At 72.1% G+C, this 19724-nt stretch carries 21 protein-coding genes; 11 read left to right on the top strand and 10 right to left on the bottom strand.

The window, feature by feature from the left end:
- Positions 1 to 69 precede the first annotated feature (69 nt).
- Together AB0G10_RS17920 and AB0G10_RS17915 are read left to right on the top strand one after the other, a co-directional pair.
- On the top strand, positions 70 to 696 hold the full coding sequence (locus tag AB0G10_RS17920) for a response regulator transcription factor (RefSeq protein ID WP_360922248.1): 627 nt from the start codon (positions 70 to 72) through the stop codon (positions 694 to 696).
- Between the two features lie 91 nt (positions 697 to 787).
- Positions 788 to 1321 carry a hypothetical protein gene (locus AB0G10_RS17915; RefSeq protein WP_360922245.1) on the top strand — a complete coding sequence of 178 codons (534 nt, stop codon included), beginning with the start codon at positions 788 to 790 and terminating at the stop codon, positions 1319 to 1321.
- Here the strand turns inward: AB0G10_RS17915 and AB0G10_RS17910 are convergent.
- Together AB0G10_RS17910 and AB0G10_RS17905 are read right to left on the bottom strand one after the other, a co-directional pair.
- Positions 1318 to 2451, bottom strand: a complete 1134-nt coding sequence (locus AB0G10_RS17910; protein ID WP_360922242.1) for a GDSL-type esterase/lipase family protein — start codon at positions 2449 to 2451, stop codon at positions 1318 to 1320. The genes AB0G10_RS17915 and AB0G10_RS17910 overlap by 4 nt on opposite strands.
- A 16-nt stretch (positions 2452 to 2467) precedes the next feature.
- Positions 2468 to 3031, bottom strand: a complete 564-nt coding sequence (locus tag AB0G10_RS17905; protein ID WP_360922239.1) for a WHG domain-containing protein — start codon at positions 3029 to 3031, stop codon at positions 2468 to 2470.
- Between the two features lie 83 nt (positions 3032 to 3114).
- Here AB0G10_RS17905 and AB0G10_RS17900 point away from each other — a divergent pair, with 83 nt between their 5' ends.
- The 3 genes from AB0G10_RS17900 to AB0G10_RS17890 all read left to right on the top strand — a co-directional run bounded on the left by AB0G10_RS17900 (position 3115) and on the right by AB0G10_RS17890 (position 7153).
- On the top strand, positions 3115 to 4665 hold the full coding sequence (locus AB0G10_RS17900) for a GGDEF domain-containing protein (RefSeq protein ID WP_360922236.1): 1551 nt from the start codon (positions 3115 to 3117) through the stop codon (positions 4663 to 4665).
- Between the two features lie 40 nt (positions 4666 to 4705).
- Positions 4706 to 6286 (top strand): methyl-accepting chemotaxis protein, encoded by a 1581-nt coding sequence (locus tag AB0G10_RS17895; RefSeq protein WP_360922233.1) that lies wholly within the window; start codon positions 4706 to 4708, stop codon positions 6284 to 6286.
- Positions 6287 to 6388: 102 nt separating this feature from the next.
- Positions 6389 to 7153 carry a hypothetical protein gene (locus AB0G10_RS17890; RefSeq protein WP_360922230.1) on the top strand — a complete coding sequence of 255 codons (765 nt, stop codon included), beginning with the start codon at positions 6389 to 6391 and terminating at the stop codon, positions 7151 to 7153.
- Between the two features lie 6 nt (positions 7154 to 7159).
- On the opposite strand, the gene AB0G10_RS17885 is transcribed toward AB0G10_RS17890, so the two are convergent.
- The 4 genes from AB0G10_RS17885 to AB0G10_RS17870 form a co-directional block, all read right to left on the bottom strand.
- Positions 7160 to 8188, bottom strand: a complete 1029-nt coding sequence (locus tag AB0G10_RS17885; RefSeq protein ID WP_360922227.1) for a hypothetical protein — start codon at positions 8186 to 8188, stop codon at positions 7160 to 7162.
- 110 nt (positions 8189 to 8298) lie between these two features.
- The gene (locus tag AB0G10_RS17880; RefSeq protein ID WP_360922224.1) at positions 8299 to 8745 is read right to left on the bottom strand and encodes a DUF4440 domain-containing protein; all 447 of its coding nucleotides are present in this window, start codon (positions 8743 to 8745) and stop codon (positions 8299 to 8301) included.
- A 44-nt stretch (positions 8746 to 8789) separates the two neighbouring features.
- Positions 8790 to 9476, bottom strand: coding sequence for a class F sortase (locus tag AB0G10_RS17875; protein WP_360922221.1), 687 nt, complete (start codon positions 9474 to 9476; stop codon positions 8790 to 8792).
- The gene (locus AB0G10_RS17870) at positions 9473 to 10297 is read right to left on the bottom strand and encodes a DUF4397 domain-containing protein (RefSeq protein ID WP_360922219.1); all 825 of its coding nucleotides are present in this window, start codon (positions 10295 to 10297) and stop codon (positions 9473 to 9475) included. The genes AB0G10_RS17875 and AB0G10_RS17870 overlap by 4 nt, the downstream gene beginning before the upstream one ends.
- A gap of 92 nt (positions 10298 to 10389) precedes the next feature.
- Between AB0G10_RS17870 and AB0G10_RS17865 the strand changes: the two genes are divergently transcribed.
- The 6 genes from AB0G10_RS17865 (at position 10390) to AB0G10_RS17840 (ending at position 14954) form a co-directional block, all read left to right on the top strand.
- Positions 10390 to 10908: a sigma-70 family RNA polymerase sigma factor gene (locus AB0G10_RS17865; protein ID WP_360922216.1), complete on the top strand. Its 519-nt coding sequence runs from the start codon at positions 10390 to 10392 to the stop codon at positions 10906 to 10908.
- A 4-nt stretch (positions 10909 to 10912) separates the two neighbouring features.
- Positions 10913 to 11641: an anti-sigma factor gene (locus tag AB0G10_RS17860; protein WP_360922213.1), complete on the top strand. Its 729-nt coding sequence runs from the start codon at positions 10913 to 10915 to the stop codon at positions 11639 to 11641.
- An 83-nt stretch (positions 11642 to 11724) separates the two neighbouring features.
- On the top strand, positions 11725 to 12366 hold the full coding sequence (locus tag AB0G10_RS17855; RefSeq protein ID WP_360922210.1) for a fasciclin domain-containing protein: 642 nt from the start codon (positions 11725 to 11727) through the stop codon (positions 12364 to 12366).
- Between the two features lie 140 nt (positions 12367 to 12506).
- Positions 12507 to 12932, top strand: coding sequence for an ATP-binding protein (locus tag AB0G10_RS17850; RefSeq protein ID WP_360922207.1), 426 nt, complete (start codon positions 12507 to 12509; stop codon positions 12930 to 12932).
- Positions 12929 to 13249 (top strand): STAS domain-containing protein, encoded by a 321-nt coding sequence (locus AB0G10_RS17845; RefSeq protein WP_360922204.1) that lies wholly within the window; start codon positions 12929 to 12931, stop codon positions 13247 to 13249. The genes AB0G10_RS17850 and AB0G10_RS17845 overlap by 4 nt, the downstream gene beginning before the upstream one ends.
- Positions 13250 to 13358: 109 nt before the next feature.
- Complete coding sequence (locus AB0G10_RS17840) at positions 13359 to 14954, top strand: methyl-accepting chemotaxis protein (protein ID WP_360922202.1); 1596 nt, start codon at positions 13359 to 13361, stop codon at positions 14952 to 14954.
- A 5-nt stretch (positions 14955 to 14959) separates the two neighbouring features.
- Here AB0G10_RS17840 and argF read toward each other — a convergent pair whose 3' ends face one another.
- From argF to AB0G10_RS17820, 4 genes are read right to left on the bottom strand one after another with little or no spacing between them, the layout of a single operon-like run.
- Positions 14960 to 15961, bottom strand: coding sequence for an ornithine carbamoyltransferase (argF, locus tag AB0G10_RS17835; RefSeq protein WP_360922199.1), 1002 nt, complete (start codon positions 15959 to 15961; stop codon positions 14960 to 14962).
- 18 nt (positions 15962 to 15979) lie between these two features.
- Entirely contained in the window at positions 15980 to 17200 is a 1221-nt protein-coding gene (locus AB0G10_RS17830) for an arginine deiminase (protein ID WP_360922196.1), read from the bottom strand.
- 5 nt (positions 17201 to 17205) lie between these two features.
- Positions 17206 to 18162 (bottom strand): carbamate kinase, encoded by a 957-nt coding sequence (locus AB0G10_RS17825; protein WP_360922193.1) that lies wholly within the window; start codon positions 18160 to 18162, stop codon positions 17206 to 17208.
- A gap of 29 nt (positions 18163 to 18191) precedes the next feature.
- On the bottom strand, positions 18192 to 19592 hold the full coding sequence (locus AB0G10_RS17820) for an amino acid permease (protein ID WP_360922190.1): 1401 nt from the start codon (positions 19590 to 19592) through the stop codon (positions 18192 to 18194).
- Positions 19593 to 19724 lie beyond the last annotated feature (132 nt).

The raw sequence follows: 19724 nt of genomic DNA, 5'->3' as shown, positions 1-19724 counted from the left end.
TCGGTCCTCGAGGCCGGATCAGGGCCGGCGATCCCACCGCGAAGCTTCGAATCTGGCTGGGAGGCCATCGTGATCCGCATTCTGCTCGTCGAACCCATGAATCTGCTGCGCGGCGCTCTGGCCGCTACTTTGTCGTTGGAGGAGGACTTCGCCGTGGCGGGCGAAGCCGGCTGTCTCGCCGAGGCGGCCGTCATGGCCCGTGCCGTGCCGCCGCCGGATGTCGCGATCGTCAACGCGGGGCTGATGGCCGGCGATGGTCTTGAGCTGTTCCGCCGGTACTGCGTGGAGCATCCGGCCTGCGCCACGCTGGCGGTGGCCTGCCCGGATACGGCGCCTCAGCTGCGCCGCGCGCTGGACGGCTCGCGGGAGAGGGAGACGCCGAGCGGCGTGATCGGTACGCAGGCCGCGCCCGCTGAGCTGGTGCACGCCGTCCGCCGCCTGGCCCGGGGCGAACGCGTCATCGACGCCGGGCTGGCGGTCGCCATGGTGGCCGCGCCGCGCAGCCCGCTGTCCGAGCGGGAGCGGGACGTGCTGAGCGTCGCCGCGTCCGGGATGCCGTCGGCCGAGGTCGCCGCGACGTTGCATCTCACGGCCGGGACGGTGCGCAACTACATCTCGGTGATCCTCCGCAAGACCGGCGCCCGCAACCGGCTGGAGGCGGTCCGGGTGGCGGAGGACGCGGGCTGGCTCCTGTGACACGTGTCAGGCCGATCGATGACAGCGCTCACTGCAACCGATCTCCGCGAACGAAGAAGGTCGATGAGAGGAACCGACGAAGGAGGAAACGATGACACACCGGCAACGTCTCTCGACCATCCTCATCGCGCTGATCACCGCGCTCGGCCTGGCCGCCGCCGCGCCCGGCACCGCCACGGCCGCTCCCGTCACGCAAGCGGCCGCGGGCATCCTGAACATCCCGATAACCGGTGCGACCGAGGACGCCGGCACGTTCGCCGGCACCTTCACGCCGGAGAGCTTCGCGGCGCGGGACGGCGGCCTGGTCGCCGTCGGCACCCTGACCGGCACGCTCACCGACGCGGCCGGCGACACCGTCGGCACGGTGAGCCAGCCGGTGGCCATGCCGGTCGCCGTGGCCCAGGCCACCTGCCGGATCCTCGACCTGACACTCGGCCCGCTGCACCTGGACCTGCTCGGCCTGGTCGTGGACCTGAACCGGGTGCATCTCACGATCACCGCCGAGTCGGCGCCCGGCAATCTGCTCGGCAACCTGCTCTGCGCGATCACCCACCTGCTCGACCAGAACCCGGGTGCGGGCGCCCTGGCCGCGCTACTGAACGCCCTGCTCCGACTTCTGAACTAAAGAGAAGCGGACTTCTGAGCCAGGACAGAAGCGAACCGGGTCCCGATGCGCTCGTGCGCCTCGGGGCTCGGGTGCAGACCGTCGAGCAGTGGCAGCTCGGCGGCGTCCTCCGGCCCGTACAGATGAAGGCCGTCCAGATAGTGGAGGTTCTCGTCGGCCGCCCGGCGCTCGGCCAGCGACCGCAGCTCGCGCCGGATGACCTGCAGCGTCAGCCGTCCCAGCGCCACGTCGCCGGGGGTGCCGGTCGCGGTGAAACGCACCTGGCCCGTGCCGATCGAGGCCGGGTCGATCGCCCCCGGTCCGGGCGTCTCCTCATGGATGCCGCAGAAGATCGGAGAGATCAAGATCAGGGGTACGCCGGGATGACCGTCCCGGATCGTGTCGAGGAAGCCGTGCACGGCCGGCACGAACGCACGGAGCCGCATGGCGTCGAGATTCACCACGTTGATGCCGAGCTTCACGCTGATGTAGTCGGCCGGCCCGTCCCGGATCACCCGGGCCACGAACGGATCGACCATGGCGCTGCCACCGAACCCGAGGTTCCGCAGCTCGACACCGGCCCGGCGGGCGGCGACGGCGGGCCAGATCCCGCTCGGCGCGAGCGCGTTCGAGCCGTGGCTGATCGAACTGCCGTGGTGCACCCAGAGCGGCAGCGTCACATCGTCCGGCTCGATCGGGGCGTCGGCCCGCAGATCGGCCACCTCGACGCTCTCGTTGTGCGGCAGCCAGATCTCGATCCGCCGCCGGCCGGCCGGCAGCCCGGTGATCGTGGTGGTGTGCGGCTCGCCGGGATGGAACGTGCTCGCGCCGGTGGCGAGGTCGACCTCGATCCGGTCGCCGCCGCCGAGCACGTCACGAAGCACCAGCTCACCGTCGGCGTAGACGTCGATGCGCCCGCGCGGCCGGTCGGCGCCCGGGTAGGCGACCCGGGTCGGATGGGTCACCAGTTCCACCGTGGTCGCCGTCGTGCGAAAGGCGATGCGTACGCCGGAGGGCTGGCTCTCCATCGCGAGAAGTTGCCCGTCCGGGAACTGCTCACGCACCCATGCGGGCAGCCGGTGCGGCCGGACGCCTCGGGGGGTGACCTCGAGTTCGGCGGCGCCGCGGATGTGGTCGGCTACGGCGTACACAAGAAATCTCTTCTCTCTATGCCCAGGAACGGAAGACGGTGTCGAGGGCGTCCAGCGCACGCCCCCAGGAGATGTCGGTGGAGGGCTCGCGATGGCCGAAGCTGCCGTTGGCCTCGAGCGCCAGGAAGCCGTTGACGGTGGCGGCGAGCAGACGGGTGGCGTGCACGAGCTCGGATTCCGGCAGGTGGTATCCCCGCAGCATCGCGAGGGTGAGCGCGGCGACCCGGCCGGCCGATGCCGAACGGACGGTCGACGCCGCGGCCGGGCGCAGCAGCACGGCCCAGCGTCCGGGGAACGCGCCGGCGTAGTCGCGGTGCGCCTCGGCCAGGGCGACGAGCGCGTCCCGCCCGGAGCGGCCGCCGATGCCCTCCGCGATCCGATCGGCGAGCTCGCCGAGGGCCAGCTCGTGGACACCGTCGAGCAGCGCGGCCCGGTCCCGGACGTGCGAGTAGAGGCTGGCGGTCTGCACCCCGAACCCGCGGGCCAGCGCGGACAGGGTGATCGCGTCGACGCCCTCCCGGTCGGCCAGGTCGGCCGCCGCCGCGACGACCACGGCCGGGGTCAGGTTCGCTCGTGCCATGCTCCCGAGACTACATACCTTAGGCTGAAACCTAAAGGGTTTAGGTAGCTCATGTCGGTCCCGCGGGGGCCGACCCTAGGGCCATGTCGCTTCCGGTGCTGGTTTCTCCGTACGGCCCGCACGCCCAGCTCGCGCTGCACGTGCACGACCTCACCATCCGGGGTCACCACACGGAGACGCTGCTCGCCGCGGACGAGGCCGAGGCGATCACCCTGATGCTCGGCGACCGGCGCACGCACCGGGTCAGCCGGCTGGGCCGGATGTACGCCCTGAGCGCGCTCGGCCGGCTCGACGAGGCCCTGCGCATCGCCGAGGACCTGATCGCCGACCAGAGCGAGCTGGGCGGCCCGAAGGCGACCGACGCCAAGATCCTGGCGGACACCGCCGAGGTGCTGATCCATCTCGGTCGCATCGACGACGGCCTGCACTACGTGGCGCGGGCCATGGCGCTGCTCGACGTGGCGCCGCGCAAGGGCCTGCGGTACTTCTCCGCGATGGCCTCGCTGGCCGAGGCCGCGCGCGGCGCCGAGCTGTTCGAGCTCGCCGACGAGGCCATGCGCCGGTCGATCGCGTCGTTCGAGAACCCGGATGACCTCTATCGGTCGGCCGCCGAGCTGACCCACACCGAGCTGTGGCTCGAGTGGGCGCTCCGGCTGGAACAGGTGGGCCGCGCCGAGGAGGCGGTCGCCCTGATCGCCAAGAGCGCGACGGTGCTGAACTTCTGGATCGGACAGGGCATCGACTCCCCGCTCAGCGCCGCGTTGCTCGCCGTCTGTCATGCCAAATCCGCCCGGTACGAGGAGACGATCGCCCTCGCCGAGGAACTGCTCCCGACGATGCGGGCGGCCGGTCAGCACCACGAGGCCCGGCTGCTGCACCTGGCGCACGGCCTGGCGCTGCGGGCCGGCGGCGCGTGGCGGGCCGCCCGCCGCGAGTTCCGGGCCGGCCTCGAACTCGCCGTGCTGCGATCGCAGCGGCTGCTGTTCCAGTACGAGCTGGCGATCACCGCGGTGCGCGAGCTCCCGGACGAGGCCACCCAGCTCGTGCTGGACTCGCTGCACGGGCAGGTCGAGGCGCTCTGGCAGCTGCGGCTGGACCGGCGCACCATGCTGCGGCAGGCGTACCGCCGGGTGGAGCTGGAGGCGGCCCGGACCAGCGCCGACCAGGCCGCCGCCTCGGACGCGCTGACCGGGCTCGGCAACCGGCGGATGTTCGACCGCCGCATCGACACCGTCGTCGCCGGCGGCTCCCTGCTGCTCATCGACGTCGACCACTTCAAGGACATCAACGACCGCTACTCGCACGGCGTCGGCGACCGGGTCCTCGGCGAGATCGCCGGCGTGCTGCGCGCGCACTGCCGGCACGGCGAGGTGGCGATCCGGTTCGGCGGCGACGAGTTCGCCATGTTCCTGAACACCGGCGAGGAGGAGGCCCGGCAGATCGCCGAGCGCATCCGCCGGGTGATCCAGGCCCGCGACTGGAGCGCCATCGTGCCGGGCCTCACCGTGACCCTCAGCATGGGCCTGGCCGCGTGCCGGGCCGGCGAGCCGGGCCGCGACCTGTACGACCGCGCCGACGCGCACCTCTACGTCGCGAAACGATCGGGCCGCAACCGGCTGGCCGCGGTGTCCTGAAACTCCCTCGCATCCGGTTACCGGCTCGTACGGTGAGGAGGTGATCAGGGACCTCAGCGTGCGCGTCAAGATCCTCGCTGCGATCGGCGTCGCCACCCTCGTGGCGCTCGTCGTCGGTCTGGTCACTCTCGTGGCGCTGAACAAGGCCGCCGACTCGGCGCAGGCGATCTACGACAACAACGTCGTCAACGTCGACCAGGTGGGCCGGATCCGCGCGGCCATCACGCAGACCCGGCTCGACGTCGCCACCGCAGCGATCGCGCCCGACGACGCGACCAGCGAGAAGTACGACAAGGCGCATGACGCCGACATCGAGGCCGTCGACGACGCCATCTTCAACTACCGCGACGGCACGTTCGCCGGCGACCCCGCCGTGCTGGCCGAGCTGGAACAGCTCTGGCAGGACTATCAGAACGTCGTGGAGGAACGGCAGGCGGACGCCGCCACCGCCAACGACTACGACACCTGGACCACGGTCAACGAGCAGGAGATCGCGCCCATCGTCACGAAGATGATGGCGGCCGTCGACGCCCTGACCGAGGCGGAGGCGGCGGACGCGTCGACGAACGTCACCTCGGCCCAGTCGAAGTCCTCGTCGTCGCGGACACTGTCGATAGTCCTGCTCACCGCCGGGCTGGTGCTCGCGCTGGCCATCGGTGTCGTGGTGGCGACGGCCATCGTACGCTCGCTGTCTCGCGTCAAAACGGTGTGCGAGGCCCTGGCCCAGGGCGATCTCACCCGCACCAGTGGCCTGACCGGCGCCGACGAGCCCGGTCAGATGGGCCGGGCGCTCGACGCCGCGATGGTCCGGCTGCGCGGCACGGTCGCCACCATCGACGGCTCCGCCTCCTCGCTGGCCGCCGCCACCGAGCAGATGACCGGCGTCTCCGCGCAGATCGCCGCCTCCGCCGAGCGCACCTCCGGCGAGGCGCAGCACGTGTCGGCCGCCGCCGAGGAGGTCTCCCGCAGCGTCAGCACGGTCTCGGCCGGCGGCGACGAGATGGGCACCTCGATCCGGGAGATCTCGCAGAACGCGACCGAGGCCGCCCAGGTGGCCGGCGAGGCGGTACGGCTGGCGTCGACGACCTCGCACACCATGGGCAAGCTCGGCGAGTCGTCGGCGGAGATCGGCAACGTCATCAAGGTGATCACCGCGATCGCCGAGCAGACCAACCTGCTCGCGCTGAACGCCACCATCGAGGCGGCCCGCGCCGGCGAGCTCGGCAAGGGCTTCGCCGTGGTCGCCTCCGAGGTGAAGGACCTCGCCCAGGAGACGGCCCGGGCCACCGAGGACATCTCCCGCCGGGTCGAGACGATCCAGGCCGACACCTCCGGCGCCATCACCGCGATCGAGGAGATCTCCCGCGTCATCGCGCGGATCAGCGACTTCCAGACCACGATCGCCTCGGCCGTCGAGGAGCAGACCGCCACCACCGCCGAGATGAACCGCAGCGTCGCCGAGGCGGCCGGCGGCACCTCCGACATCGCCCGCACCATCGTCGGCGTCGCCGAAGCCGCCCGCGTCACCAGCGAGGGCGCCGCCCGCTCCCAGGAGGCCACCGGCGAACTGGCCCGCCTCTCCACCGAACTGAGCGGCCTGGTCGCGACGTTCCGCTACTGACAGCCCCCTACGATGGCGGCCCATCGTCGTACATCTCTGAACTGAGGCCGGGCGTCCGATCATCCGATTGAGAGGATCTCGTCGTCGCGGGAGCCTCGGCTCATGCCGGACGAGCTGACCATCACGGGTCCCATCGTGCTGATCCGGATGAGGGCGCTCGTCCTTCAGCGGGCGACCCGGGTTCCCGCGACCCCGGCGCAGGAAGGCCTGGTCGTTGCGGCGACCGGGGGTGGCACGGCTGAGGGCATGGCCTGGACGGCCGAGGAGTTCGCCCTCGAACGGGCGAACGTCAAGGCGGAGCTGACCGGGATCTGCCGGCAGGCCCTCGGCTCCGGTGACGTGGAGGTGTCCGAACTGACCGTGCGGTCCGGCTCCCTCGAGGTGGTCATCGTGATCGCCGCGACGATCAAGCTGGTGCAGGACTTCGGGTCGCTGGCGCAGGGCATCCGGGAGATCTCACGGCTGGTGCCCGGTCCGGTCGCCCGGTACGTGCGCAACGTCAGCTCGGCCGCCCTCGGCAGCGGCTTCACGGCGGAGATGGGGCCGGCGCGCGTCGAGATGCAGGAGGGCATGCTGTCGGCGCGGCAGATGCCGCCGAGCCGGACCGGCAACCGCCGCCGGCGCGACCGGCCGCCCACGCGAAGATCGGCGGCCGAGCCGGAGAGGGCCGCGCGGGAGAAAGCTGAGCCGGAGAGAGCTGAGCGGGAGAGGGCTGAGCGGGAGAGGGCTGAGCCGGGGAGGGCTGAGCCGGAGAGGGCCGGGACGCTGGAGCCCGGGAGCCGGTTGCTCGCGTATCTGCTGATCAGCCATGCCCTGCTCACCATCGCCCTGATCGCGACGGCCCTGATCGTGGCGACCCGACCCTGAGCGCCATCACCGCGCCCGCGACGGCTCCTCCGCCGCCGCCCGCCTCACCAGCAGCGACAGCGGCGCGGCCAGCAGGGCCACGGCGGCGGCCGCGAGGAAGGCGGCGCCCGGCGCGCCGGTGAGGTCGATCAGCTGGCCCGCGGCGGCGGACCCCAGCGCATAGCCGGCCCACGTCGACGCGCCCATCCAGGCGAACGCCTCGGTGCGGAAACGTTCCGGGGCGGCCTCGCCGAGGACCACCTGGATCAGCGTGTCCTGCGGCCCGGTCACCGCGCCCGCCGCGAGCAGCAGCAGGGCCAGGACGAGCAGGGCCGGCGCCCAGCCGGCGGCGGCCGAGGCGAGCGGAGCCGGGGCCCAGCCGGCGGCGGCCGGGGCGAGCGGAGCCGGGGCCCAACCGGCGGCGGCCGGGGCGAGCAGGGCCGGGGCCCAGCCGGCGGCGGCGAGGACGAGCGCCGCCGCGAGGTGGGTGACGGCCAGTTGCGGGCCGGGCGCGCCGCGGCGGCTGCGGCTGCCGTAGATCAGGGCGCTGACCACCGAGCCGACGCTGAGCGCGGCGATGAGTACGCCGGACGCGTGCGGGGAGCCGGCGGCGGTGGCCGAGGCCGGTCCGCCGACCATCACGGTGCCGAAGGTGAACGCGCTCAGGACGATCACGGCGAGGATGAGGCGTACCTGGCCGGTCGCGAGCGGGCCCAGGTAGTCGCGGCGTAGGCCGGTGCGGGCCGGCGGGCGGCGCCGCAGGCTGGGCGTGGCGACGAGCAGCAGCACCCCGGTCGTCAGGATCGCCGCGACCACGGCCAGCACCACGATCGGGCCGGTGACCAGGAGCAGGGCGGAGACGAGTACGGGACCGCCGACGTACAGGGCCTCGTTGAGCACGCCGTCCAGGGCGAACGCGGTCGGCAGGCGCCCGGCGTCGACCACGGCGAGCAGCAGCGTGAGCGTCAGCATCGGCGGGGCCAGCCGCGTCGTGACGATGGCGAGGAGCAGGCGGGGCACCTCGGGCACGGCGAACAGGTCGCGGTAGGCGCGCATGCAAGCCATTGTCCAGCATCGATGGGGACCGTGTAGCGCTCCGCGATCCTGGTGGACCAGAGCTTCAGCTCGGCCAGGCCGGCGTGCCGGAGGAATCAGGCCGCAGCGTGTCAGGCGCCGAGGTACTGCTTCAGCATGTCGCCCCAGCCTCCCTGGATCATGCTGGTGAAGCGCCATTCGCCGCCGGTCTTGGCCATCACGTCGACGTAGCGCATGTGCCGCACTTCCTCGCCGACGGCGGTGACCGTCGTGTCGGTGACGACCACGGCGATGTCGTGGTTGAGGAAGAACGGCCGGCGCTGATTGTCCAGGTTCAGATCGCCGGCGCCGGCGTCCATGGTCTGCACGAAGGTGGCGCGGTCCCACTGCTGGGTGACGTACTCCCCGGCGGAGTCGCTGGTCATCACCGTGAGCGGGAAGCGGGCCATGTCGGCCATGGCTTCGACGTCGTGGCGGCGGACCAGGGCGTCGTAGCGGTCGAACCAGGCCATCAGGCTCGCGGTGTCGTCGGCGGTCGGGGTGAACGGGGCGGCGGTGAGGGGGTTCTGGGCGGTCACGGCACTCCTCGGGGTCGGCGAGAAACTCCGTACACCATACGCCGTTATTGCGGCGGCTGCCAGGCCGTCGCGGTGACCACGACGTTGTCGCGGTAGTGCCGGGTCTTCTCGTCGAACGGGCCGCCGCAGGTGATCAGGGTGAGCCGGACCTCGCCGTCGCGCGCGAAGTACCTCTCCAGTGGGATCGCCGTCTTGCGGTACCGCTCGCGGGCGACCACCTCGAAGGAGCGGGTCTCGCCGCCGGGTCCGGAGAGGGTCACCCGGTCCCCCGCCTCGAGGGCGCCGAGCCGGAAGAATGCGCCTTCGCCCTCGGCGGCGCTGTCCACGTGGCCGGCCACGACGATCGAGCCGGCCCGGGCGGCGAAGCCGGGGCCGAAGCGGTACCAGCCGACCCGGTCGACGCTCGCCGGCACCGCGAAGTCGCCGGTCCGGGCGTCGATGCCCACCGCGTCGACGGCCGCGTCCAGGTCGAGCGCGGGGATGCGCAGCCGGGTCGGCCCTTCATCCCGGGAAGCGGCCGGAAGGGCACCATCCCGCACGGGAACGGCGGGGGAAGCAGCGGAGGAAGCGGAGGGAGCGACCGAGGCCGGAACCGCGACGGGCACGGCGCCGAAGTCGTCAGCGGGCCGGGACCGGGACACCACCGCGAAGGCCGCCACCGCCAGCGTCACCCCGAGGACGATGAGGAGCAGGGCACGCCGGGGCGTGCCCTGCCACGGGGAGATGCTCATCGACGGGCGGTGACCAGCCGGGTCAGGCCGAACGCCGCGAGCAGGACGCCGAGGGCGCCGGCCGCGTAGAGGGGCAGCGCGCCGTTGCCGTCGGCGCGGCCGCCGTCACCGCTGGGGACGCCGCCGGGCGCCGAGTGCAGGCCGTCGATGGTCTGCGAGACGATGTCGAGGGAGTCGTCCTCGGCCGAGCCGACCGCGTAGACGACCGTGGCGGTTCCCTCGGCGAGGTCCAGGTCGGCCGGGCCGAGAACCCGGTCGTCGGTGCCGGCCAGCACCACGTCGGCGGAGACCGTGCCGGCGTCGACGTCGGCCTTGCCCTCCTCGCCGTTGGTCACGTCCTCGAAGACCGGCTGGCCGCCGGCCCGGACGTCGACGGCCGGGGCCGCCGCGGCGTGCCGCACGATCAGCCGGGCCTTGCCCGCGTCCAGCTTCGCGGTGTCGTTGACGAACGGCGTGAGGGCCGGCTTGCCGCCCTCGTCGAGGTGCGCGACGAGGCTGACGTTCGCGTCGGCGGGCACCGCGGCGTCGTTCACGGTGAGCAGCGCGTCGCCGATCGCGTCGCCCGGCTTGGTCAGCGCGATGTCGTAGTCGCCGGCCGGCAGGCTCAGCGGTCCGGCCACCTTGCCGGGCTGGAAGTCCGGGAGGGTCTTCTCGCCGTTGACGTAGACGTCGACGGGCTGGCCGGGGATGCCGTGCACGACCGTCACCTGGGCGTTCGCCTTGGCGTACGCGGGTGAGCCGGCGAGTGCCGCGACACCGCCGAAGGCGAGCAGGGACACCGCACCGGCAGCGGCGGCGCGGCCGAGAGGCAGAATGCGCATCGGATCTCCTGAACTGTTCGTCGTGATTGCCTACGCCAGGTCCTTCGCCGCCACGGCCGCGAATGGATGCAGCTTTTTTCGGAAGGAGGTCGATGAGGGACGACGAGACGGCGTTGCGGGCGGCCTTCGAGCAGCACGGCGCGGCCGTGCTCTATCTGGCTCAGCGCCTGCTCGGCGACCGGGCCGACGCCGAGGACGTCACCCAGCAGACGTTCGTGGCGGCGTGGACCGGCCGGGACGGGTTCGACCCGGAGCGCGGGACGATGCTGGCGTGGCTGCTCGGTATCGCGCGGCGCAAGGCCGCGGATCGGTTGCGGTCCGTGGCGCGCCACGAGCGAGTGACCGAGACGGTACGGGCCCAGGCGTCGCCGCCGGCCGGACCCGAGACGCCGGAACGGGTCGCCGACCGCCTGCTGATCGCCGACGAGCTGAGCCGGTTGCCGGCCGAGCAGCGGCGCACACTGGAACTGGCGTTCTTCGGCGACCTCACGCATCACCAGATCGCGGCCGCCACCGGGTTGCCGCTCGGGACGGTCAAGAGCCATATCCGCCGCGGGATGGCGACCCTGCGACGCCGTTGGGAGGTGGACGGTGCAACACCTGGATCCTGATCGGATGATCGCGATAGCACTCGCGGAGGATTCCCCGGAGGGGACCGAAACCGGTCACCTGGCGGAGTGCGCCGCCTGCCACGACGAGGTGGAGGCCCTGCGGCACGTCGCCGGCCTCGGCGCCGAGGCCGGCGATCTGCGCGACCTGCCCCCACCGCCGGAGCACCTCTGGCAGAGCATCGAGGCCGGCATCCGGGAGGACGCCGTCACGACCGGCCTGGAAAGGAAGACCGGCCGGGAAAGGAAGACCGACCTGGAAAGGAAGCGGGAGCACCGGGAGAAGCGCCGGAGCCGCCCCCGCTGGCTGGTCCCGGCCCTCGCCGCGGCCGCCGCCGCGATCGCCGCGGTCGCGGGAACGATCACCGTGGAGCGGCTCACCGAGCGGCAGCCCGCCGCCGAGGTGACGGCCCGGGCGACGCTCGAGCCCTTGGCGACCGTGCCGCCCTCGGCCGGCGGCGACGTCCGCGTGCTCGCCGATCAGCAGGTGCTCATCGACGTACGCAATCTGCCTTTGACCTCGGGTTTTCATGAGGTGTGGCTGCTGGATCCGGATGATCCGGCGAAGATGGTGGCCCTCGGCAGTCTCGCGGCGGACGGCACGGAGGCCGCGCTGCCGCTGCCGGCCGGAACGGATCTGAACCGGTTCCGGCTCGTCGATGTGAGCGACGAGCCGCACGACGGCGACGCCACGCATTCCGGCCGGAGCCTGCTGCGGGGAACTCTCGAGAATTAGGTGCATCCATCCGGCGGGGCCGGAGCGAAGTACGGGTTGGTGGCGACGCAGCCACCAACCCGTCTTCGAAAGGACGCACGAGAATGAGGATCACCCGGGTCGCCGCCGTGGCCACCGCCGCCGTCATGGCCTCCGCCCTCACCGCTGCGCCGGCCGCCGCGCACGGCAAGAAGCCGCTCAAGACCAAGTCGCTCGCCGCCGTGCTGACCGCGGACAAGAGCGGATTCGACCGCAGGGGCTACGACTACGACATCCTGACCGCCGCCGTGCAGGCCGTGCTCAAGGCCAAGCCGGGCAGCAAGGTGGCCGTGCTCGCCGACGGCAAGACCGCACTCACCGCCTTCCTCCCGAACGACCGGGCCTTCCAGCTGCTCGTCAAGGACATCACCAAGGCCAAGAAGCTGCCGGGCGAGAAGACGGCGTTCACCGCGGTCGCCGGCCTCGGCATCGACACCGTCGAGTCGGTCCTGCTCTACCACGTCGTGCCGGGCGCCACGATCACCAAGAAGACGGCGCTCAAGTCCGACAACGCTCGGCTCACCACGGCGGCCGGATCCAAGATCAAGGTCGATGTGTACGGCCCGCGCTGGCACAAGCGCATCGCCCTCGTCGACGCCGACCGTTCCGACCGCAACCCCCGGGTGAACCGCGGGGACATCAACAAGGGCAACAAGCAGATCGCCCACGGCATCGACCGCGTGCTGCGCCCGATCGACCTTCCCTGACCTGTCCCGGGGGAAGACTGTGGGGTGCGCCGCCTCCGCCAGGGCAGCGCACCCCACAGTTGCGTCGATTTGCATGTCGATTCTATCGAAGGGAAAATGACCGGCGAGGTTGCCGGGATGACGGGGCGGTGACGTGCTCGATGAGTGCTCTGACGGCTCACTTCGACCTGCCGCTGGACAGCAGCGCGCCGGGGTGGGCGCGCAGCGCGGTGAAGGCCGTGCTCGGCGGATGGGGCCTGCGGGATCAGGCCTGGCTCGACGACGCGACCACCGTGGTCAGTGAGCTGGTCACCAACGCGGTCCGGCACGGCGGCGGCGCGGTGGTCGTCGACGTCGAGGCCTACGGGCGCCAGGTGACCCTCTCGGTGGCGGACGGCTCGTCGGTGGTGCCGCGGCGCCGCGAGCCGGACGGGACCGGGGGCCTGGGACTGCGGATCATCGAGTCGCTGACGACGCGGTGGTTCGTGCAGTCGTACGAGGGCGGCAAGCGGGTGCGCGCCGAGCTGCGGCCCTTCCCGGGTGACGGCGTGCCGGCGAGCGGGACGACCAGGACGGAGCAGGCATGAAGATCGTGCGTCACGACACCACCACCGGTACGGTCCGGCTCGTCCTGACCGGCGACCTGGACATGGCGACCGCCGGGGATCTGGACGAGCACGTCGCGGCGGTCCTGGCCGGCCCGCCGCCGGGAAGCCTGGTCGTGGAGGCGGCCGGGGTCGAGTTCTGCGACTCCTCCGGGATCCACGCCCTGCTGCGGTCCCGCGAGGCCTGCCGGCGGCGCGGGGTGTCGTTCGTGGTGACCGAGCCGGTCGGGATCACCCGGCGGACGCTGGAGATCGCGGGCCTGCTGGACGTGCTGACGGCCCCGAGCCTGCCCACCTGATCCGGCCCCGCGTCCTGCCGCGCAATCCGATCACACGAAGTGCTGGCGAGACTACTCTTTGCCATAGGAGGGGTCGATCGGACGCCGCGCGCCGGGAGGGGATGACGTCGTGACCGGTACGCGCTCGTTCGCCGATCTCAGCGTCAGCGTCAAGATTCTGATCGCGGTGCTCACCGCGGCCGCCGTCGCCATGGCGGTCGGCATCGTCGGCCTGACCGCCCTGCGGCACTCCAGCGCGGCCGCGCAGAAGATCTATCGCAGCAACCTCACCAGCGTCGACGCCGTCGGCGACCTGGCCCGGGCGATGAGCATGGTCCGGCTCAACCAGGCCAACCAGGTGATCTCCGAGGACCCGGCGGCCAACCGGAGGTACGCCCAGGCCGTCGAGGACGACCTGCGGGCCGTCGAGGAGGCCTTCGCCGCCTACCGGGCCACCGAGCCGGCCATCGGGGAGTCCGCCATCGCGGCACTCGAGGCCGACTGGCAGGACTACGTGCGGATCGTCCGGGACGAGCAGCTGCCGGCCGGCGCCCGCAACGACCTGGACGCCTGGCAGACCACCCGGGACACCGCGATCGCCCCGCTGCTGGCCGACGTCAACGAGCAGGTCCAGCACCTCAACGACGCCGAGAGCGCCGACGCCGCCACCTCGGCCGCCGCCGCCGAGAGCGACTACGCCACCAACCGGACCGTCGCGGTCGCCCTGCTCGGCACCGGCCTGACCGGCGCGGTGACCCTCGGGGTACTGGTGGCCCGCGGCATCGTGCGGTCCCTGCGCCGGGTACGCGACGTCTGCGAGAGCCTCGCCACCGGCGACCTCACCCGCACGACCGGGCTGGTCTCCCGGGACGAGCCCGGGCGGATGGGCGCCGCCCTGGACACCGCCGTCACGAATCTCCGCGGCACCGTCACCACGATCGGCGCGTCGGCGGCCACCCTGACCCAGGCCTCCGAGGAGCTGACCGCGGTCAGCGCCCAGCTGCAGGCCGGCGCCGGGGACGCCGCCGCCCGGGCGCAGTCGGCCACCGCCGCGAGCGCGGACGTCAACGCCGGCGTGCAGTCGATCGCCGCCGGGGCCGAGCAGATGAGCGCCTCGATCACCGAGATCGCCGCGAACGCGTCCCAGGCCGCGCAGGTCGCCCAGCAGGGCCTCGCCGTCGCCGCCCGCACCGACGAGCAGGTCGGTCAGCTCGGCGCGGCCAGCGCCGAGATCGGCGACGTGGTCCGGCTGATCACCAGCATCGCCGAGCAGACCAACCTGCTCGCCCTGAACGCCACCATCGAGGCGGCCCGGGCCGGCGAACTCGGCAAGGGCTTCGCCGTCGTGGCCGGCGAGGTGAAGGAGCTGGCCCAGCAGACCGCCAAGGCGACCGAGGAGATCACCGCCCGGATCGCCGCGATCCAGTCGTCGAGCGCCGACGCGGCGCACGCCATCGGCGAGATCACCACCGTGATCGCGCAGATCGGCGACTACACCACCACGATCGCCTCGGCCGTCGAGGAGCAGACCGCCACCACCAGCGAGATGAGCCGCTCGGTCGCCGAGTCGGCGACCAGCAGCAGCGCCGTGGCCGAGACGGTCTCGCACGTCGCCCGCGTCGCCGGCGACACCGCCGAGGGCGCCCGGTCCACCCAGCGCGCCGCCACCGACCTGACCCGGCTGGCCGGTGAGCTGAGCGCCCTCGTCGGCGGCTTCCGGCACTGAGCCGGTCAGCCGAGGGTCGCGACCAGCACCGCCTTGATCGTGTGGAGGCGGTTCTCCGCCTGGTCGAAGACGATGCTGGCGGCCGACCGGAAGACCTCGTCGGTCACCTCGATGCCGGAGGTCATCCCGGTGTGCTGCATGATCTCGGCGCCGACCACCGTGTTGGCGTCGTGGAACGCCGGCAGGCAGTGCATGAACTTCACGGCCGGGTTGCCGGACCGCTCCAGCAGGGCGGCGTTCACCTGGTAGGGCGCCAGCACCTTGGTCCGCTCGCTCCAGACGTCCTTGGACTCGCCCATCGAGACCCAGACGTCGGTGTGCACGAAGTCGGCACCGTCCACCGCGGCGGCCGGGTCGTCGGTCAGGGTGATCCGGGCGCCGGTGCGGCCGGCGATGTCCTGGGCCAGCTCGACGACGTCCTTGGGCGGGTGCAGCTCGGCCGGACCGGCGAGCCGGACGTCGCTGCCCATCAGCGCGCCCATGACCAGCAGCGAGCGGCCCATGTTGTAGCGGCAGTCGCCCAGATAGGCGTAGGTCAGGCGATCGTACGGCTTGCCGCTGGCCTCGTGCATGGTGAGGAAGTCGGCGAGCATCTGGGTGGGGTGCCACTCGTTGGTGAGCCCGTTGTAGACCGGGACGCCGGCGTGCGCGGCGAGCTCCTCGACGTCGGCCTGCTCGCTGCCGCGGAACTCGATGGCGTCGTACATCCGGCCGAGCACGGCGGCGGTGTCGGCGATGGACTCCTTGTGGCCCAGCTGCGACCCGGACGGGTCGAGGTAGGTCACGTGCGCGCCCTGGTCGTACGCGGCGACCTCGAAGGCGGACCGGGTCCGGGTGGACGTCTTCGCGAAGATCAGCGCGATCTCCCGGCCGTCCAGGTGCTTGACCTCGGTGCCGGCGTACTTGGCGAGCTTGAGCGCCTGGGCCAGGTTCAGCAGGTGCCGCAGCTCGCGCGGCTCGAAGTCGATCTCCTTGAGGAAGTTGCGGTTGCGCAGGTTGAACGCCATGGGATGCCTCCGGTCTGCTCAGTACGCGGGGTCACGCTGGATCGGGCAGGTCATGCAGTGCGAACCGCCACGGCCGCGCCCCAGCTCGAAGCCGGCGATCGGGATCACCTCGATGCCGGCCTTGCGCAGCGCGGCGTTGGTGCCGGTGTTGCGCTCGTAGGCGACGACCACGCCCGGCTCGAGGGCGACCACGTTGTTGCCGTCGTCCCACTGCTCGCGCTCGGAGCCGAAGCTGTCGCCGCCGGTCTCGATGACCCGCATCTCGCCGACGCCGAGGACCCGGCCCATGAGCTGGGGCAGCGATCCGCTCGCCTGCTCGACGACGAGGTCGTCGGCGGCGTCGCCGGGCCGGACGGTCCAGATCCGGGCGCCGCCGATCACCTGCGGGAACGCGGTCACCAGGTCGCGGTCGCACATGGTGATCACGGTGTCGAGGTGCATGTAGCTGCGCGACTTCGGCAGCAGCACGGCCAGCACCACGGACGCCGAGCCGGCCCGGAACAGCGAGCGCGCGATCCAGAGCACGGCCTGCGGGGTGGTCCGCTCCCCCATGCCGATCATCACGGCGCCGTTGCCGATCGGCTGCACGTCGCCGCCCTCGACGTGGGCCCGGCCCCAGTCCTCGCCGGCGCCGCCCAGCCAGATCGGGAACTTCTCGGCCGCGAACATCGGGTGGAACCGGTAGACCGTCTCCATGATCATGGTTTCCGGCTTGCGGGCCGGCTTCGTCATCGGGTTGAGCGTGACGCCGTCGTAGATCCAGCAGGACGGGTCGCGCTGGAAGAGGAAGTTGGGCAGCGGCGGCAGCAGCATCGTGGTCGACGACGCGGACTCCCACATCAGCCCGAGCGGCCGGGCCACGTCCGCCTTGGTGATCCCGCCGATCAGGAAGTCGGCGACCTGCGCCGGCTCGGCCTCACCGACCCACTCCCGGGCCCGGTCGGCGGCGGTGATACCGACCTCGCGCTCGTTCAGGACGTGCTCGCCGACCCACTGCTTGGCGGCCGGGTCGGCGAGCGCCTCGGTGAGCAGGTTCTCGACCTCGAACACCTCGACGCCGCGGCCGCGCATCGCGTCGCAGAACGCGTCGTGCTCGGCCTCGGCGCGCTCCACCCAGAGCACGTCGTCGAAGAGCAGTTCCTCGGCGTTCGACGGGGTCAGGCGGGTGTGTTCCAGACCGGGCCGGTGGACCATGACCTTGCGCAGCTTGCCTACCTCGGAATGGACACCGAAGGACACGTCGATCACCTTCTCTGATGTGGGGGTGTGAGGTCGTGCGGGCCGCCGTAGTCGCCGGCCGGGGTCACCACGGTCCCGGCCTTGCCGGCCAGGATCTGCTCGGCGTCGGTGAGCGCCCCGATCGCGGCCAGGTCGCCGGTGAGCTCCACGAACCGGCAGACCGCCTCGACCTTCGGGCCCATCGAGCCGCCGGGGAACCGCTCGCGGCGCAGCGCGGCCGGGGTGGACCGGAAGATCGGCTCGGCCCGGTCGGTGCCGAAGCCTCGGTAGACCGCCGGCACGTCGGTGAGCAGCAGCAGGGCGTCGGCCTCGAGCGACTCGGCCAGCACCGCGGTCGCCAGGTCCTTGTCGACGACCGCCTCGACGCCCTCCAGCAGGCCGGCCTCGTTGCGGATCACCGGCACGCCGCCCCCGCCGGCGCAGACCACCACCGCGCCGGACGACAGCAGCTGCCGGATGATGCGGATCTCGACGACCCGCTCGGGCGCCGGCGACGGGACGACCCGGCGATAGTGCGGGCCGTCCGGCTTCACCTCCCAGCCGCGCTCGGCGGCGAACCGGCGGGCCGTCTCCTCGTCGTACACCTGGCCGACGAACTTGGTCGGCGCGGCGAACGCCGGGTCGGCCGCGGAGACCAGGGTCTGGTTGACGATGGCGGCGACCTGCCGGCCGGGCAGCGCGTTCTGCAGGCCCTGCAGCAGCCAGTAGCCGATCATGCCCTGGGTCTGCGCGCCGAGGACGTCGAGCGGGTACGGCCGCTCCAGCTCGGGATCGTTGGCGCTCTCCAGGGCGAGCATGCCGACCTGCGGCCCGTTGCCGTGGGTGACGACCAGCTCGTGCCGGGCCGCGAGCGGGGCCAGGGCCTCGACGGCGCGGCGGGCGTTCTCCCGCTGGGCCGCGGCGTCGGGTTTCTGGCCGCGCTCCAGCAGCGCGTTGCCGCCGATGGCGATGACGATGCGCATGGCGCCTCCCGGATGGGGGTCGGAAGCGGTCAGTGGTAGGGCGGGACCGGCGGCGGGTCGGTCATTCTCGTACGCATGCGCAGGTAGACCGGAATGCCGAGGAGCATCGCGACACCGGCCATCAGGAACGGGCCCCACACCTCGTACCAGTTCTCCGCGCCGGTGTTGCGGGAGCACCAGATGAACAGGACCGAGAAGATCAGCGCGAGGACGGCCACCGTGGCGTCCCGGGCGAACCGGGGCGTGTGCAGCTCGCGGCGGTCGCGCAGCCGCCACTTCAGCTGGGCGAGGGCGGAGAAGGCGTACGGGACCGCCGCGGTGATGCCGGTCATCAGCACCAGCGTGTTGAAGACCGTCGCTCCACTCGTACCCATGAAGCTCACGGCCATGGCGACGCTGCCCAGCACCGTGGAGGCGATGATGCTCGGCGCCGGGACGCCGCGGCGCGAGATCCGGCCGAACACGGCCGGGAACAGGCCGTCCTTCGCGGCGGCCAGCGGCATCTCGGCGCAGATCATGATCCAGCCGTTGAGCGCGCCGATGCCGGAGACGATCACGGCGAGGGCCACCAGGGTGCCGGCCCAGGTGCCGCCGCCGACCATGGCGTCGGCCGCCACCGAGTAGGACGCCTTGTTCTCGTCCTTGGCCAGCTCGGTGGTGGGCACCGCGCCGAACACGGCGACCATCGAGAGCAGGTAGACGACCGAGGCGCCGAGGGTGCCCAGCAGGGTGGCCTTCGGGATGTTGCGCTCCGGGTCGCGGACCTTCGCGGCGGCCACCGCGGCCGCCTCGACGCCCAGGTAGCTGAAGAGGCAGATGGCCATGGCGCTGCCGATCGCGCGCAGGTCCGACTCGCCGCTGACGTTCCACGGGGTGAAGTTGCCGGAGCTGATGGCGAGCAGCCCGACCGTCGACATGAGGGCCAGCGGGACGTATTTGACGATCGAGGTCCAGAGCTGGACCGCGCCGGTGTTCTTGACGCCGCTCAGGTTGATCGCGGCCGGGATCCAGAGGCCGACCAGCGCGATGACGATCGACCAGCCGGCCACGTGGCCGGTGTTGACGAACTTCTCGACGTAGAAGACCCAGCCGGTGACGATCGCCGCGTTGCCGGCCCACGCGGTGATCCAGTACGACCAGGCGTTCAGGAATCCGGTGCCGTTGCCGAACCCGGCGCGGGCGTAGGCGTACGGGCCGCCGTCGGCCGGCAGCCGCCGGGACAGCGAGGCGAACATCATCGCCAGGGCGACGGCGCCGACCGTGGTGAGGACCATCGCCACGATGCTGATCGGCCCGATCGAGGCCAGCGAGTACGGGAGGTTGAAGATGCCGACCCCGATGATGCTGCCCAGGATCAGCGCCGTCGCCTGCGGGAGACCGAGGCTCGCGACGGCTTCGGGTTTCGAGGGGGCTTCCCTTACATCTGCCATGACTTTCCCCGAACTGCTTGGGTGGAGACGCCGCAGGGAGCTGTTCGGCTCGACGATGGACGTCGATCCGGCGTGATCGCCTCCTCCGGAACGGATGAATTCCCGGGAACAAGCGCGCCGCCCGGCGATGCT

Origin of the sequence: Actinoplanes sp. NPDC023714 (genome assembly GCF_040639855.1) — a bacterium.
GTDB lineage: Bacteria > Actinomycetota > Actinomycetes > Mycobacteriales > Micromonosporaceae > Actinoplanes.
This window is presented reverse-complemented; position numbering and strand designations above follow the sequence as displayed.